The sequence below is a fragment of the Pelagicoccus enzymogenes genome (genome assembly GCF_014803405.1).
Lineage (GTDB): Bacteria > Verrucomicrobiota > Verrucomicrobiia > Opitutales > Opitutaceae > Pelagicoccus > Pelagicoccus enzymogenes.
In genome coordinates this window covers 145,718-162,683 of the sequence record NZ_JACYFG010000006.1, presented here as the reverse complement: position 1 = coordinate 162,683, position 16,966 = coordinate 145,718, and the positions used below count along the sequence as shown (strand labels likewise).

At 53.8% G+C, this 16,966-nt stretch carries 6 protein-coding genes; 2 read left to right on the top strand and 4 right to left on the bottom strand.

Features of this window, described 5'->3' with window-relative positions; genetic code table 11:
- Positions 1-21: 21 nt before the first annotated feature.
- The 4 genes from IEN85_RS03290 to IEN85_RS03275 form a co-directional block, all read right to left on the bottom strand.
- Positions 22-609 (bottom strand): hypothetical protein, encoded by a 588-nt coding sequence (locus IEN85_RS03290; RefSeq protein WP_191615639.1) that lies wholly within the window; start codon positions 607-609, stop codon positions 22-24.
- Positions 606-3,128 (bottom strand): MFS transporter, encoded by a 2,523-nt coding sequence (locus tag IEN85_RS03285; protein ID WP_191615638.1) that lies wholly within the window; start codon positions 3,126-3,128, stop codon positions 606-608. Before IEN85_RS03285 ends, IEN85_RS03290 begins: the two co-directional genes overlap by 4 nt.
- Before the next feature lie 97 nt (positions 3,129-3,225).
- A complete protein-coding gene (locus IEN85_RS03280; protein ID WP_191615637.1) occupies positions 3,226-4,287 on the bottom strand; it encodes a glycoside hydrolase family 130 protein in 1,062 nt (353 codons plus the stop codon).
- 65 nt (positions 4,288-4,352) lie between these two features.
- Positions 4,353-5,219 carry an alpha/beta hydrolase gene (locus tag IEN85_RS03275; RefSeq protein WP_191615636.1) on the bottom strand — a complete coding sequence of 289 codons (867 nt, stop codon included), beginning with the start codon at positions 5,217-5,219 and terminating at the stop codon, positions 4,353-4,355.
- A 253-nt stretch (positions 5,220-5,472) separates the two neighbouring features.
- Here IEN85_RS03275 and IEN85_RS03270 point away from each other — a divergent pair, with 253 nt between their 5' ends.
- Together IEN85_RS03270 and IEN85_RS03265 are read left to right on the top strand one after the other, a co-directional pair.
- Complete coding sequence (locus IEN85_RS03270; RefSeq protein ID WP_191615635.1) at positions 5,473-8,205, top strand: alpha-L-rhamnosidase-related protein; 2,733 nt, start codon at positions 5,473-5,475, stop codon at positions 8,203-8,205.
- 490 nt (positions 8,206-8,695) lie between these two features.
- Positions 8,696-16,954: a fibronectin type III domain-containing protein gene (locus tag IEN85_RS03265; RefSeq protein WP_191615634.1), complete on the top strand. Its 8,259-nt coding sequence runs from the start codon at positions 8,696-8,698 to the stop codon at positions 16,952-16,954.
- Positions 16,955-16,966: the final 12 nt, after the last annotated feature.

Sequence of the window (16,966 nt, the reverse complement as noted above, 5' to 3'; positions counted from 1 at the left end):
ATGGCGACTGGCCTTCCTGCTTTAAGCGTGCGTTGGATCCTCGGATAAGTCTTCGGCGGCTTCCTCGTCGATGAGGATTGGTTTGCCGACCGCCAAAAGAGTTGGCACCGCACAGGATGTAAGGAGGCCTCCGACAAATAAGAAGCCGATTCCGAAGGACCAGGTGCGGTGTTCATAAAGTTGATACGCGTGACTGTCTTCAGCGAAGTAGATGATCTCGACGTCATCGTTCACGTTCACGAACGCGTTTCTGCGGCTACCAATCGCGAGGGTGAAGTCCCTTGAGCTTCCATCTTCTTGGTCGACAGTGGCGATGTAAGTGAAGCGCGTAAAGTAGTCGCCTTCTGGGATCTCTTTGCGATAGCGGATCAGTTGAGGCTCCGTGTCCGGATCGTTTCTCTCGATGCGGGTGATGCGAGCCATTTCCTGTTCGCCGAATAGATACCTGACCGCGGGATCCCAAATGAGGATGACGCCTAAAGCAGTGATCGCTAGGCTTCCGATTAGGAACGCAAGCTTGGCTGCGAACTTGTCGGGCGTGTAATACCAACGTCCGTCACTCGCTTTCGCGATATTAGCTTCGTCTTTGTATAATTCTTCTGGGCTCATCGTTTTAGATCCTCCTCTGCTCCGTAGCGGCGAATGACACCTTTTTTCTCGATGTAGATTATGAAGAAGATGATAGCGAAACCTATCAGATCGCTCGCGATTTCCAGCGTTTTGCTGGAAAAGAAGTATTCATACTCCCGCTCCGTATGTCTGCTACGAGGCGTGTTTTCGGGGATGCTTACGTAGAAGGGTTGCGAGGCGAGCACGTCTGCCAAGCGGAGGTAGGTTTCAGTGGCTAAGCCTTGGGCGAACGCCTCGCCCTGCATCAGGGAATCGAGTCGGCTTCGGATTTCGTCTGCTCGAGAGCGGGATAGCCAGTCGGCATTTTTGGCTGTCATTGCCTCGCTAGCGAGTTGGAGTTCGAAGCGGTATCGGTTGTCCACGATTTGCTGACTGCTGGCGTCTGCGATCGCTTGTTCTTGGGTAAGAGCTTCTGCCAAGAGGGAAGCGTCCGAGGTGAGAGCGTTTTGTGAGATGCTTAGCTCGAAGCTGAGCGTTGCTTGACCATCGCGTGTTTCTTTTTCAACCGAAGTGATCGTGAATTGCTGGTTACCACGGCCGAGCCCGCTTTGGAAGATGCTGTTGATCGAATTTGCTAGCTCAAAGGAGGCTGGGATCAGATTATCTCCTGTATTCAAAATCCGGTAGATGCCGGTGAAGTTCGGATCGAACTTCGCAAAAACTTGCAAGCCCGGCGTTTCTCCGTCCACGACTTCGACGCGTACCTCCGATCGCCAACGAGAGCTGGATAGGTCATTCTTGCTAGCAGTGACTTGGTATTGCGGACCGTTGAGGTTTTGCTCGAACAACTCGACTTGTTCCTGAGGGAGTTCCTCAATCGTCGTTAGGGCGAGAAACAAGGTGTCGTCCTCGAATTGAGCGTCGCTCAATTGGGCGCCTGGTTCAAAGAGCGTCTCGCCAAGCACCGCGTAAAGCTTTTGGTGTAGCTCGGATTTGCCGCGCTCAAGTGTTTCGTTGATTTCAGTGGTGCGCGATTTCGCGGTGTCGATTTTCTCGCTGATAGCGTCGCGTTCTGGCTCCGTTAAGAAGGGCGAAGTGACTTCTGCTTCGAGGCTGGATAGCTCGTTCTTGAGATCTTTTAGCTCAGCTAAGATATCTGCCGTTTCTTCATCGTTGCGATGTATCCACCAACGCATGGACGTTTCCTTGTCGACTCCGTATTGATGAATTGGGCGCAGCAGGTAGTCGTCGGGGTCGAGTCCGGTCGATTCGATCTTTGAGCGTAGTTGATCCGCGTCAATTTCGTCGGGGAAAGTGGTCGCGGTTTGGTAGCCGGCTTGCGGGAAGAACCAGACCGACCACCAGACCAGCCAGACGCCCACAAACAGAAGAACGAGGCTGCGAAACAGGTTTTGGAAGAGGTAGATGCCTGCGCTTGCCGAGCCCATACGGCTTCGTTTCACGTACTCCATCATCAGCGGGTAAGTGACGACTGATTTCACCATCATGAAGGCTTGGGTGATGTTTCCGATGACTATGATTTGGATTAGTGTGGGCCGGTTGTCTGGCTGGAAGGCTACCCATACTGTATAGAAGATGTTCATGATCAGCGACCCTGCCGATGCGAGAACGAAGGTTTGGATCTTTCCATAGCGGTCTGCGAACCAACCTGCTATGAGGGCGAAGGTAATGGAGAAGATGGCTCCTACTGCCATCGTGTTACCCATGTCCTGCAGCGAGTAGCCCCATTGCTCGGTGTAGAGCAGTGGCTGGAAAATCCCCAAGTTTACCGCGAACATGATCGTGACGAATACAAAGAGATAGATCGGTAGTAGGTCTTTTGCGAATACGTCCTGGTAGAACGATTTGAAGAAGTGGATGAAGATCGATTGTCCGGGCTTTCTACCGTCGTTTATGCTGCCGCCATCGGGTGGCTTAATTTCGCGAAAGCCCAATGCTTCGAAAGCGGAGATGCCGAGCAGGACGAAGGCGCAAAGCCAAAACATGATGGCGCCGCCGCTGAGTTCGGTCACATAGCGAAACGGCCCCATGAAATAATAGTCGTCGAATCGACCGAGCAGCAGGAAGAAAAAGATGATGTTGCCAAATTGGACGGAGGCTTGGAAGAAGCCGGAAAGCCGCCCGCGTTGGGGAGGTGGAACGACTTCGTAGATCAAGGCTTGAGTCATGCTGCCAAAGCTGCCGGCGAGACTGAACGCCCAACGCAGGATGATCAGGACTATGACGTTTGGCGCGAAGGGCATGGCGAGCAGGCAGAGGGCGCGTCCCGTGTCAGCGATTACGACGAAGAATTTGCGGCGTCCCCAGCGAGTCCATACGCGGTCGCTCAGCCACGAAATGAAAGGAGCTCCAAACAGGTTGATATAGATCTCCATACTGATCAGCCCCATGATGGCCGCGGGGTTGTCCATGAATTTCTTCATGAGCAGGAGGAAGGGCGCGTGAATAACGGATTCGCCGTATATCGTGAGAAGGAGCGGCAACTGGGCGTAGAAGAGCCAGTGAACGGGGACCTTTTTCTTTCGGGTAATGATCATGGAGCGGGGCGGGAGAGTTAGTTTATAGGGATCATGAAGAATTCAAGGCGAGCGCGATACGCGGACGGTCTCATGAATCCGTTAACTACGGGGAGTCCTAGAACGGGTGGCGGAGTAGCAAAGATAGAAGCTCGCTGAGGCTGGCTCGGGCGAGGCCAATGGAGGTGTCACAGGCTCCGTAGTAGAGCAGCAGCGTGTCGCCTTCCACCAGGCAACTGGTGGGGAAGACGACATTGGGAATGTAGAGGCCAACGCGTTCGTAGTAGGCTTCTGGTTCGAAAAGCGGCAGCGGGCAGCGAGCGATGATTTTTTGGGGATCTGCTAAGTCGAGAAGCATGGCGCCCATGCGATAAGTGACGGCCTTGACGGATGGATCGGTGGTTTCCACTCCGTGATAGAAGAGTAGCCAACCGGCGTCGGTACAGATAGGCGGGCAAGAACCGCCGATGCGGTTGTTCTCCCATGGATACGCAGCCTTGGCGAGGAGTTCGGGGGCAGTCCAGGTTTCGAGATCATCCGAGTAGCTTAGCCAAATAGAGGAGCTCGTGGCTTCCAAGGGACGGCGAAGCACGGCGTAGCGTCCGTCGATCTTTTCTGGGAAGAGTATGACATTACGGTCGTCGATATCCGCAGGGGTGATCCAGGAGTGGAAGCTCCAGTTTTGCCCATCGTCGGATACGGCGAGGCCGGATCGAGTAAGGTTGTCCGAGCGACCGTTCGCGACATTGGATGAGCCAGCCGCGTCGGCGTCCGGCAGGGGTGGCAAGTTTGGGAAGTCGGTCTCGTGCGATTCAGGTACTCCGACGCCTGTGGGATGCGATGACCAAGCGTAGGGGCGGTAGGCGAACGTGAGCCACCAGCGCCCCTCCAGTCTTGTCACGCGGGGATCTTGCACGCTGCCGATGGGGCTGCCGCACATGGCAGGGGTGAATACAGGTTCGTCGCAAGCGAGCTCCCAGTTCACGCCGTCGCCGCTCCTTAGGAGTCCGAGGTGACAGATGAAGGGGCGGAGACTGCCGGCGCAGCGTTCAAGCATCCAATACTGCTGGCCGTCGTGAAAGACGGCGGGGTTGAAGCTGACCGCCCTTCGCCAGGAAGGGCCGCCCGGAGTGACGATAGGGTTGGCGGGCTCGCGGGTGAATAGGGGAGGGGGCGTCATGGATCAGGTTGGGAGTGTCATAGAAGGTTGGATACAAAGTAGATCGTCAGTTCGCAGGACGCCACCTAGAGGTGGGCGGCGAGGAATTTGACGGCTGCATGCAAGGCTTGTTCACGGGGTTTTCGGGTGTCGCCGATCGTGTCGTGCCCGATGTTGTCCAAGATTTTAAGTTCGCTACGAGCTCCGGCGGCTTGCCATGCGGCATGGGCGATCTCGCCTTGCCGCAGGTGAACGACGCGGTCTTGGCTTCCATAAACTAGGAATGCGGGAGGGAGGGGTGCTGTGGCGTAATTGACGGGACTCACGATGTGGTAGAGCCGCGGGTTTTGCAAGTAAGTGGTGCCCAGCAGTTCGGCTTCGGCACCGGGGGACTGGCCTCGGTCGAACCAGCGCACCACGTAGTCGAAGCATCCCCAAAGCGAGATGAGGGCAGCGGGCCTGGGAGTCTGAGGGTCGAGGGAGAGCAAGGGACTTTCTACTGCGAGATGGGCGGCTTGCAGGACGCCGGCGGATTCCCCCGCTACGGCTATCCGTGAAGGGTCGATATTGAGCTCGACCGCGTGATCCAAAATCCAACGCCAAGATATCGAGGCTTCTTCGAAGATACCTGGGTAGCTTGGCTCGCCGTCGCTTGCCAGTCGGTAGGAAGCGGATACAGTGGTGATGCCTAGCGAAAGCGCTAGCATCTTTGCGATTTCGCCGCAGCCGTTTGGGTTGCCAACGATAAATCCTCCTCCGTGGAAGGCGAGTAGTCCGGGTGCGGGCTGGCTTGAGGGTTGGCTCGGTCGGTAGATTGTAGCGTAAACTGAGTGGCCATCAGGGAGATCTCCTAATATGCGTTTGAATTCGATCTCCACGCCGGGGCAAGGTTCGTGTCCTTGCAGATCAAGGATGGCATCGAGTTGTTCTGGCGATAGCGAGGCGGGAGTCATCTTCAGGAGTTGGCCGTGAAAAAATGGGAATAGGAGATTGGCTGAAAGAATACGTAAGCTCGCGAAGGGAAGGCGGCTGTCACGACGTTTCGAGGTTAATTCGTTAAGGACAAATCTCGGATTAGGGTAGTCAGGGTTAACGGTTTGATAGGGGATGTAAGTGACGCACTTATACCGTTTTGTTCGTCTCACGTATGAGTCGCCCAAACTTGGAGTGCTCGTTCCCCCTCTTATCCCAAGCAGCTAGTTCAGAATGTTTTCGCCACGAGCCAGATTTGTTGGTTTGCCCGTCGATGAAGCCCACCGCAGCCAGGTGCTGCTCTATCGTTTAGATTTAGATGGATACGATGGCTCGCAAGATGGAGAGCTTTGTTTGCACCTGTTCGCGGAGACTCGCTACCGGCTTTGGGTGAATGGGGCTTTTGTGTCCTCGGGTCCCGCTCGCTTCGTGCAATCGGCGCCCCTGTTCGATAGCATAGACTTGGCTCCGTTTCTTGGTTCTGGCCCGAACTGTATCGCGGTAGAGGTTCATCATTACGGCTGTTCTTCGTTCCAAACGATGCCTGAAGGTCGCGATGGATTCATCGCATGGGGAGGGCGTGGCAGTATCGACTTCAGCACTCCGGGCTCCTGGAAAGTGAGGGCCCTCGACGGGTGGGCGAAGGACACCGCTCTCTACACCTTCGCCCTCAATGCGGTCGAGGTTCGCGACACGCGTTGCACGGAGGACGCCTGGTACCTGCCAGGAATCCTGGGCGATGGATGGGAGCCGGCGCGTTTGCTCCCAGAAGCAGAGGTGGCTTGGGGCGAGCCTGCTCCGAGGAATGTGCCTGGGCCCTCGTTCGAGAGAGCGGAGCCGCATTCGCTTGTTTTGCAGGAATCGCTAGCGGACATAGGCGAAATCTTTGGGATCCATTTTCCTGATACGTATCTTGGTCCTCCGCGGATCATCGAAGGAGACAAGTGTTTGGCGATTCAGTTTTGGGTAGAGTCGGATCGGTCGCAAACCATCGATCTCTGGCACCACTGGGGAGTGTATTGGATTAGTGGTGACGTTTTTGGAAGTGACACCGAAGAGAGTTCGGGACTCCGTATGGTCAGCGCTGTGTCTCTCAAGAGGGGGTGGAACTGTATTTGCGGGTTTGTGAAGTATCTGCCCAATACGGTTTATTGGGACTGTATGTTTCGCTTGCCGCGAGGATTGCGGGCTTCCGCATTTCCGACCGCGGATTGTCAAGATCGACTACGCGTATCGCCTTTGCTGGATGAGCAATCGCAAAAGGAGTGGATCGTGGCGGGGCAGCCGGTGGAGAACGCGGATTGGATGACCGCTGACGGAGACCCGTGGAAACTCACTCCGGCCCGCCTTATGGCGTGGCAAAAACTCAAGTTTGAGTTTGGGGGCGATTCAAAAATGGATGGGGGAACGGTTTGGGTCTTCGATTTTGGAAGGGAGGTCCTTAGCCATGTGGAGCTCGAAGTGGACGCCGAGCCGGGGCAGATAATCGACGTGGGCTACGACGAATGGCAGCAGCCCAACGGTATGATTGATCTCTATCGTACGAACCCCTTTGTCCATACCGTCGATCGCTATGTGTTGCGAGGCGGTTTGCAGAAAATTACCGGTCTTAATCCTCGGGGCGGGCATTTTCTGCAAGTGGTGATGTATCCATCTGCTGGTGCAGGGAAAAAACCTACATTGAATTCGCTTAACGTCGTAGAGACGCGGACTCTCAAAGCCGCTAAGGGTACTTTTGCCGATGGTAGTGCGGTTGACGAGGCGATATGGAAAGCGTCGCTAGCAACGGTAATTGGTAGCGCGGAAGACGTGTATTCAGATTCTCCATGGCGAGAGAGGGGAGCTTACATCGGCGACTTCACGGTCAATCAGCTACTGCAAGGTCTCATCGACGCGGACCTGCGCATCGCCCGTCGTTGCCTGCAGCTCTTTGCTCAATCGCAATTGGAGAACGGTCAGTTTACGTGCGTAGCGCCAGCCCATCATCGAACGCCTCACGAAGACTTTTCGCTAATCTGGGTGCTCGGCCTTTGGGAACATTGGGCCATGTCAGGCGATAAATCTATCGTTGAGGAACTGTGGCCGAACTTGCAGCGTTTGTGGGACAGCTCGGTTTGGCAGCCAGGTTCTACGGGACTTTGGGGAGCCGAGGGAATGAAGCTGTTTATAGATTGGGGGGTGCGACTCGAAGATCGGCAGGGAGATGCGAATGCGGTTTTGAACGCATTACGGATTCTCGCCCTCGAAAAGTCGGCTGCTCTAGCTCTCGAGCTCGGTCGCACCGACGAAGCGGAAGCTTTTCAGGGTGAGGCTTTGAAGGTGAGGGAAGCGTTTGCAGACGCCCTTTGGATTGCCGCGGAAGGACGTTTTGCGGCTTGTATCGAAAAAAAGAGTACCTTTTCGAACAGTCCTGCAGCCCATGCGAATCTGCTGGCATGGTCCTTGAAGATAGGATCGGCAAGTCAGGTTGAGAGCGTTCAAGGTTACCTTTTCGAATTTCTGGAGGGGAACTTGGAGCTAGGGCTGAATGAGGGCAGATTTGCTGGGCACATCGAGTTGTACTTTTTCCGTTATCTGCTTTCAGAGATGGCCGAGCGCGGCTATGGTGAGCGTGCCCTTAGTTTAATCCGACAGCATTGGGGGCCACTGGTTGAGGATGGATTTGGAACCCTTCCGGAATGTTTCTATCGATTTAAGGATGGAATGGGGAGTCGCTGTCACGGATGGAGCGGGTATCCAGCAGTTTGGTACACCAAGTGGGTGCTCGGTTTAAGGCAGGAGTTTGCGGGTGATCCAGATCATTGGATTCTTGATCCGCAACGAATCGAGGGAATTGATCAGGCTGAGGGTTCTTTGCCACATCGCCTGGGACTTATCATAGTAGCGTGGACTCGTGAAGCTGATCGCAGTCTCAAGGTCGAGATTGAAGCGCCCGATGGAGTTCGCGTGAGGCGGACTTTGCCTTGAGTTTTTGTTGAGATTCGAGCTTTGCCCTAGTCGTATCTGGACTATTTTGCTAGGGCAAAAATTTCCAAGCTTTTCACTGGGTATATAATTAAAGTTATAAACGGATTTATGCTATAACAAATAGTGTGTTCGCCCGCTTTGGCTAATCACTTTTAGCAAGTATTTATAGAACCCTGATTAAGTGGCGAGTGGAGAATTGTTCCGCCGTCTCTAGGCCCCTCTATCTGAAATTGCTATGAGAAAAGCTATGTCTACGAGCGCACCCGCATGTCTACACCCCAAGGGGAGAGGCCTGATTTTTTCAATAATCTTTATGATGCTTGGAAGCTTGATTCCGAGTGTAATATTTGCTCAAGAGGATACTTATCCCGAACTGACAACAGCGAATATCGGCGGGATCGGCAGCGGTCCAATGAGGGCATTCGTCGATGTCGTAAAAACGTCGAATCGCTGGGCTCAGCCGAACGGAGACCCGCTCGATTGGGACACAATGCGCGATGAACGTGGCTGGCCGACGACCGATTTTCGCATGATCCTATTCGATTGGCGTCTCTGGGGCGGGTGGTTCAATCCGCCATACGACGATCCCGAACGGAAGCAGATAGACGTGAGCGGAATTTATAAGGTTTCATTTAAGGGTGATGCGACCGTTTCTTCGTTTGCGGGCGATTCGTACTTTTCAATTACGAATCAAACCTATGACGCAGAGAGCAACACCACGACTCTGGATTTGTATATATTTAGCCAGGGTGAAGTGATTGCAAACGACCCGAATGACAACTCCGGTCTAGCTGCGATTCAGTTTACGAATACGGTTAATCCAGAGAGCTCATCCGGTGCCGGGATAACAGACTTGAAGGTAATTCGTCCTGGCTACCATGATCGCCCGGATCAAACCTTTACCGATGAGTTTCTCAATGCTTTGAAACCATTTGCTGCTCTTCGTTTTATGGATGTGCAGCACACGAATAATTCGAATCCGTTTCAGGGTGATCCGTATCCAAATAACGTTACCTTGTGGCAAGATCGCGTAACGAAGGATAGCCCTTCGCAAGTGCTTGAGAACCGTGGTCTCAAGCAGCCGGTAGTCGCCTGGGAGTATGATATCGAAATCGCTAACGAAGTAGGGGCGGACCTTTGGTTGAATATCCCCGTGCATGCAGAACTCGACTACGTGAAGAAGTTGGCGATCTTGGTCGCATACGGCGTGGATATGGGGGATGCAGACGTTAGCGGGCCGTTTAGCGAGGCTATGCTAGCTCAAGGTGTGCAGACGACAGAACCGCTAGACCCAAGCCTCAACGTTTACCTCGAGCATTCGAACGAGGTTTGGAACTTTGGCTTCAGCCAATACGTATATAACAAACTCGCTGCGGTCGAAGCGGCTAATAATGGTTTTGATTGGGGAACGACCAATGAAGAGCACATGGCGCGTCGTCGCCATATCAAGCGGGCTTACGATTTTGGGCAAATATTCTCCGAGGTATTGTCTGAAAAGTATGGTACGGACGTCTTGTTGGACAAGGTACGCCCGATTCATGCTCACTGGGCGAGTGCTATTAATTTCGATTTGCCGAACCAATGGCAATCAGCCGTTAACTGGATGGAGGCAACCTACGGTCCCGTTAGCGACTATTTTTATGCCTTTGCGATCGCTCCCTACATGAACGACAGCGGTGCCTCCGATACGGCTACGCCGGAGGAACTTTTGGCAGTGTTGGTCGGCAACAGCGATTCCAGCGCTGCGGGAATGCGTTCGACGTTTATCGACAAGTGCCTCAATGATTGGGGCGTTGCTCCCATGGTTTACGAGGGCGGACCGGATACGGGCGGTGGTTCGACGACCAATGTGCAAAACCGTATCCTGATGAACCGCTTGCCGGGCATGAAAGACGCGGTGAAGCGCGATATGATCGACAACTGGTTTGAGCTCGGAGGAAAAGAGTTCGCTTACTTCGTCGTCGCTGGTGGCGCCAGCCGTCATGGGTCATGGGGGGCTACTGAAGACGTGGCGGATCCGACCGCTCCCAAGTACCAAGCTCTGCTTGAGATAGCAGGGGACGTTAGTATCCAGCTTATCTCCGCAAGCATCCCCGATGGGGCAGTGAATACTGAATACGCGTCCCAGCTGCAGACCTTTGGCGGTGTACCTCCGATCGATTGGACTGTGGAAAGTGGCAGTCTGCCAGACGGCCTCACGCTTAATGCCGTGACTGGGTTGATTTCAGGTACGCCTGCTCCAGGATCGGAAGGAGTCTATTCTCCGACGATTCGCGCGACGGATGAAGGAGGCGAATATGATGAAGCTCTATTCCCGTTTGAGATTCTCGCCTTTAATGATTCGGCTCCTGTGTTCCAAACTTCCACTACACTAGCAGATGGTCAGGAGGGAAGCCCTTACCAAGACAACTTTATAGTGACAGGTGGAAATGGAGCGTTGAATTGGAGTGTCACCAATCCCGGTGATCTGCCTTCAGGCTTAAGCTTCAATAACGGCCTCTTCTCCGGAACTCCTCAAGTGGCTGGTAACTACAGTTTCGAAGTCGTGGTGACGGATTCCGACACCAATTCTGGAGCAGGGGACGAAGCAAGGGCGACATTCTCCGTGGTCATTGACGAAAACCCTGACATCCCGGCATCTCCCACCGATCTCGCAGTCAACGCTGTTTCTGCGACGGTAATTGACCTATCATGGACGGACAATGCGGACAACGAAACCGGGTACGAAATCCAAATTTCCGGTGATGGCGGACAGAACTATTTGCAGAGCATCGACGTTGGACCGAACGTGACGAGCTATTCGCATACCGGACTGACGCCAGAGACGATCTACTACTACCGTGTCCGCGCGGTGAACGGTAGCTTTGTATCCGGATTTTCAGGCGCAGCCGGAACGACCACGCTACCTCCACTTCCTGAGCTCGACGTAATTGCTGGGTTTGATTTTGCGACCTACGCAGGCACTGAAGATACAGCGACGGCGACGACGGTTAACAGCGGCGCTACTGTTACGGATCTGACACGCGGAGCTGGTGCTGCTGGGAGAACCAATTACGGAAACGAATTGGGAGGATTTAATACCGCCGCAACGAGCTTCACTAAGGCGACCTTGCAGGAAGCGATTTCTGCCGACAATTACTTTGAGTTTACGGTGTCGCCATTAGACGGATACACGTTGGATATTGAAGAGTTTTTCTACTCAGCTTTTGCCCAGGCTAATGGTACAAACCCAGGCGACTTTTCGATTGAGGTAGAGTACAGCCTCGACGGGTTCGCCACGGCTGGCACTTCGCTAGGCGGTAATTCGGGTGTGGTTGCTCAGACTATTGGAGGGCTGCTCGGAAATCCCTTTTCACTACAAACGGCAGGGGAAGCTGCTCTGCAGGGATTGACGGCCCCAGTGACGTTCCGAATCTATGGATACAAGGGAGCAGGCTACACTTCCAAGGGGATCGGTTTTGACGCTGGAGATGACTTGGCGATTCGTGGTACGATCACGGAGTTGAACCCTGCGGTGCCTGAGGTGATAGCAGGATTCGATTTCGCTACCTATTCGGGAAATGAGGCCACAGCGAGCGCGTCAACGATCGCTGATAATTCTGAAGTGAGCGATTTGGTTCGCGGTGCGGGTACGGCCGGCAGTGGTTCGACCTATCAGGGAGAGCTTGGAGGCTTCAATACCTCTGGCCCTCGATTCGATGCTGCGGATATAGCAGGGGCGATTGCGATCGATGATTACTTCGAGTTTTCGGTTACACCAGATAGTGGATACGTGTTCGATATAGAGGAAGTGTTCTATTCGGCCTACGCCCAAAACAATGGGACGAGTCCTGAGAATTTCTCCATAGAAGTTCAGTACAGTCTTGATGGTTTCGCGACCGACGGCGTGTCGCTGGGCGGTAATAACGGCGTGACCGCTCAAACGATCGGAGGTATGCTCGGCAATCCGTTTACCCTCTCGACCGAGAGCGAAGCGGCCTTGCAAGGGGTATCTGAGACGGTAACCTTCCGACTCTACGGGTACAAGGGTGCTGGCTACACGGCCAAGGGTATTGGTTTCGACGCGGGCGAAGATTTGTTTGTCTTTGGAACGGTTCGCTCAGCTGGAGGGTCTGGCGGTGGAGGTGTCACTTTGGCGGCTCCCAGCGATCTAGCAATTTCCGCACCTGCTTTTGATCGGATCGCTGCAACTTGGCAGGATAATGCTGACGGCGAGACGGCTTACGAAGTTCAAGTATCTACGGATGGCGGAGCCACCTATCCGCAGGTCGAAACTTTGGCCGCAGACTCCAGCGAAATATTAATCACTGGCCTCTCTGCCAGTACTGAGTACGCGGTTCGCGTTCGTGCAGTAGCAGGATCGGATGCATCCTCCTTCGCGGGTCCAGTCGCAATCGAAACACCCGCCGTTCCTGGCGATTCGGCTGTGATTGCAGCGTTTGACTTTGTGGGGTATAGTGGTGGCGAGGCCAGCGCTGCAGCTACCACGGAGAATCTCAACGTAACTGTGAGCTATCTCACCCGCGGTCCGGGAGCGAGTGGAGGTAATACATACGGTGGCGAGACGGGCGGTTTCAACACGACCGGTACTCGATTCGATGATCCGACTTTGGAGGTAGCTATCGCGAACGGAGAGTACTACGAGTTCTCAGTGTCGCCAGAGAACGGATACGCGTTGAAGATCGATCAAGTATTCTACTCAGCTTACGCTCAAAATAACGGCACTGATCCAGAGAATTTTTCGATTGAGATCCAGTATAGCCTTGATGGCTTCGAAACAGCAGGAATTTCGCTGGGAGGAAATTCCGGTGTGACTCCGCAAACTCTGGGAGGAATGCTAGGAAATCCTTTCTCAGTTTCCACTACGACTGAAGCTGCCCTGCAGTCTGTGGAGGGTACAGTCACCTTCAGAATATTCGGCTACGATGGAGTTGCCTATACAAGCAAGGGGATTGGCTTCAATGACGGAGATGACATCGCGGTGTTTGGAAGTCTGGTCGAAGCGAATTCCAATCAGGCGAAGGCCTACAACTATCTACGCTTCTGGCTAGACGGCACTTCAGGCGACGATGGGGCTATGCATTTGCGCGAGCTGAAGTGGTTGTCGGGTGACAACTTGCTTCCCGCAAATGCTCTCTCTAGTCTGACGGGGGATCCCAATGTCGAGGTTCTGACCACGACGGGAAACAGCTTGAGCTTGCTCATGGCTGCCCTAGACGAAGATGGTAGCACTTCGAACTACTATCGAAGTGGCAATGAGTTCACCTTGCGCTTCAAGAATGCTCCTGTTTACCCGACGGGCATTCGAATCGGATCGCCGGGTTGGTCGCGTGCGACCGCCTTCCATTGCGAGGGGTCTGTCGACGGAGAAACCTGGACGCTGCTCTATGAAACGAGTGGCCTCACCAGCGACGATTTTCCGATCTCTGCGGATGGAATCAAGTACGGGGAGTTCGATTTTGGCGTAACGCTACCGGACGATCTGGATACGGTAGCACCGAGTGTTCCTGAAAACCTATCTGCGACGGAGGTATCAGGGGACGAAGCAACGATCGTTTGGGATCCATCTACGGATGCAGGTTCAGGCGTTGCACACTATCGCGTGTACCTTGACGGTGAGTATCTAGAAATGGTCAATAGCCCAGAAGCGACGCTATCAGGACTGTCTCCAGAAACAGAATACTCAGTAAGCGTTTCAGCGGTCGATGTTGAAGGCAACGAATCTGATGAAAGCTCGGCCCTCGTGTTCATGACGTCCGAAGCGGCCGGGGAAATTGCACAGAGCTATCGCTACCTCCGTTTTTGGGTCGATGCGAGCAGCTCGGACCCCAACCCGATGCAGCTGCGCGAGCTTCGTTGGCTGTTTGGAGACAAGGAAATGCCATTTTCCTTGATCACAAGTTCCGTTGGCGACGATTCTGTGGAGATATCCACAAGCACGGGCAATGTCTACGCGTTCGACGGTCCGTGGAAGATGTTCGACGGTGATACAAACTCCCATTGGTACGTGGAGTCTGGAAACGAGGTGACCCTCGACTTCAAGGATACAGCGGTGATCCCGACCGGGGTTCGTATCGCTTCGCCTAGCTGGTCGCGGGTCGCGGCTTTCCGTTGCGAAGCTTCCAACGACGGAGAAACGTGGACAGAGCTTTATGAGGCAACGGAACTCACTGGTACTGACTATCCGGATAGTTGGGGTAGCGTGAGGTCTGGCGATTTCGATTTTGGCTTTACTATACCGGATACGGTCGATCAATCGCCGCCGTCCGTTCCCGAAGAATTGGCTGCGGTAGAGGTTCAAGACATTGAAGCCAGCCTCACCTGGGAGCCTTCCGTTGACGCCGGGGTAGGCGTTAGCAGCTACCGTGTATTCGTTGAAGGCGAATTCTGGAATGCCACCACTGAGCCAGAACTGCGTTTACTCGGATTGTCCCCAAATACTACCTACGACGTTACGATCTCCGCATTGGATGTGTATGGGAACGAGTCTGTACCAAGCGCTGCCTTTAGCGTCACTACCTCGGAGCGCGCTCAGGCCCTGGATCCGATGGTATTGGGAATTGGTGTGGGAAGTGATTTGAACGGAGTTTGGAAGTCTGGGGTTAACTTCGCCGACGAATGGGCAAACTACGAGACCAGCAATCCGTTCAATCCCGTTTTCCTCGACGAAATCGCTCACTATGAGGTGATTCGCTTTATGGACCTGAATCCCACCAATAATAATTGGATCGTGAACTGGGAAGACCGCAGACAGCCCGACGATTTGGAACAGCGAGTGATCCAAAACTTTACGAAGGAAAATGTCCGTGTCCTGCAAGGCGTCGCCTTCGAATGGATGATCAAGCTCTGCAACTTGCTTGAAGTCGATATGTGGATCAATGTGCCGCACGCTGCGAGCAACGACTACGTTGCCCAGCTGGCCAATCTCATCAGGGACAATCTAGATCCGAATCTTCAGGTGATGGTCGAGTACTCGAACGAGGCTTGGGCTGGTTTCGGCTCGGAAATCTATACTCAGGAGCAAGGCTATGCCCTTGGTTTGGAGCAAGGTGACTTCCCGCGCTACGGATGGTTCGGAGACAACGAGTACGCACGCTTCCGCTTCTATGTGATGCGTTCGCTAGAGCTGCACGAGATCTTCGATGCAAGCTTCGGCGAGGAAAGCCATCGTGTTTACAAAGTGCTTTCTGGCTGGTCCAACTTCCCGGACCTTTCAAGGGTGCACCGCGATGCCTTAAGCGATCCGTTGATTAATCCGAACGGTCGGGAGATCGATGGCTATGCCTTGGCTCCGTATTTCAACTTCACTTCGAGTGGGGACGACGAAGCGATGTTGGCTGACTTCTACGCCCGTTTGGAAGGCGTCAAGGCGACCGCTCGCGATCACTATGAAGTTTGGTCTGCGGAGGATATTCCGATGATCACTTACGAAGGAGGTCAGCACATAACCACCGCAGGTGAGGCGGCGAGCCGTAATCCGCTCATGTACAATGCCTACATGGCGTATCTCGACGCGTTGGCTCCATTCTATCAGGAGTTCACTCACTTCGTGCATCACGGTGGCTACGGTCGCGGCATGGCCTGGGGCTCCAAGGAGTACGTGGGTCAGTCGGAGCTGCTCGCCTTCAAGTACCGAGCATTAAAGGACTGGTGGCTGTTGAACGCTTCATTGCCGGAAGCCGAGGCGCCAATCATCGTCAGCCAACCTGATGATGCCATTGTAGGAGAAGGTGCGGGCGCTTCGTTCGAAGTGGTAGCTATCGGAAAGGCGCCATTCACCTATACGTGGTATCGCAATGGCGAGGTGGTTTCAGGTGCGGAAAGTCCTGCTTTGCAGTTAAGCAACCTCTCCATCGAGAACGACGGAGATGAGTACTATGTTGTCGTATCCAATTCTCTGGGACCGGTTATCAGTGATATCGCTACACTCAGCGTGACCGCGTTGTCGAACAAGGCGGAAATCAAGTTCGCTGCGGAGAGTATTGCGGTCGACGGTTTGATGGACTCCGCCTGGTCTGACGCGAATGAATACCCCATCTCTCGCGTCAACCGTGGAACTGTGGATGGCGCTGCTGATCTTGATGGAAGCTACCGCGTTCTGTGGGATGCTGCAGGTCTCTATTTTTACGTCGAGGTTCAGGACGACATTCTTGTCTATCATACTGAAGGGACGACGAAGAGCGCTCACGACTTTGATTCAGTTGAGTTCTACTTAGATCCCGATAATGCAAAGACCTCCAGCTACCAAAACGATGGTCAGTATGTTTATAACATCGTGACTGGTGTGGGCGCGAGTGCCGGCAATCCTACGCTTGAGGGAGTCTTGGCAGCAGGTGTAGAAGTAGAAGGTGGATACAACGTGGAGTTCTTTGTTCCTTGGAGTAACTATGGAGTTAACCCAAGCGCAGGCGACTACATCGGATTTGATCTGATGATTGCCGATAATGACATTCCGGATACGGAGGCCAGCGAGGGCAAGATTGCATGGTGGACCGATGTGAATCAGTCTTGGTCAGACCCATCCTACTTCGGAACTGGACTCTTGCTTGCAGAGGAAATCGAAGCGGTACCTGGGGATTTGTCAGGCGACGGTGTCATAGACTCGCAGGATGCCGTATTGGCGAGGGGCGCCGTTGGCACCACCATCGGAAGCCCAAGATTTATCGAATCCATGGATTACGACAACGATGGAACGATAACTCGCTCGGATTATTCGATATGGTATAGAATTGCTCGGAGAAGTATGTGAGGCAGCAATCTG

Excerpts from the sequence above, each read along its gene's own strand:
- IEN85_RS03290 (WP_191615639.1), bottom strand. The coding sequence starts at position 609 with ATGAGCCCAGAAGAATTATACAAAGACGAAGCTAATATCGCGAAAGCG.
- IEN85_RS03285 (WP_191615638.1), bottom strand. The coding sequence starts at position 3,128 with ATGATCATTACCCGAAAGAAAAAGGTCCCCGTTCACTGGCTCTTCTAC.
- IEN85_RS03280 (WP_191615637.1), bottom strand. The coding sequence starts at position 4,287 with ATGACGCCCCCTCCCCTATTCACCCGCGAGCCCGCCAACCCTATCGTC.
- IEN85_RS03275 (WP_191615636.1), bottom strand. The coding sequence starts at position 5,219 with ATGACTCCCGCCTCGCTATCGCCAGAACAACTCGATGCCATCCTTGAT.
- IEN85_RS03270 (WP_191615635.1), top strand. The coding sequence starts at position 5,473 with ATGTTTTCGCCACGAGCCAGATTTGTTGGTTTGCCCGTCGATGAAGCC.
- IEN85_RS03265 (WP_191615634.1), top strand. The coding sequence starts at position 8,696 with ATGCGCGATGAACGTGGCTGGCCGACGACCGATTTTCGCATGATCCTA.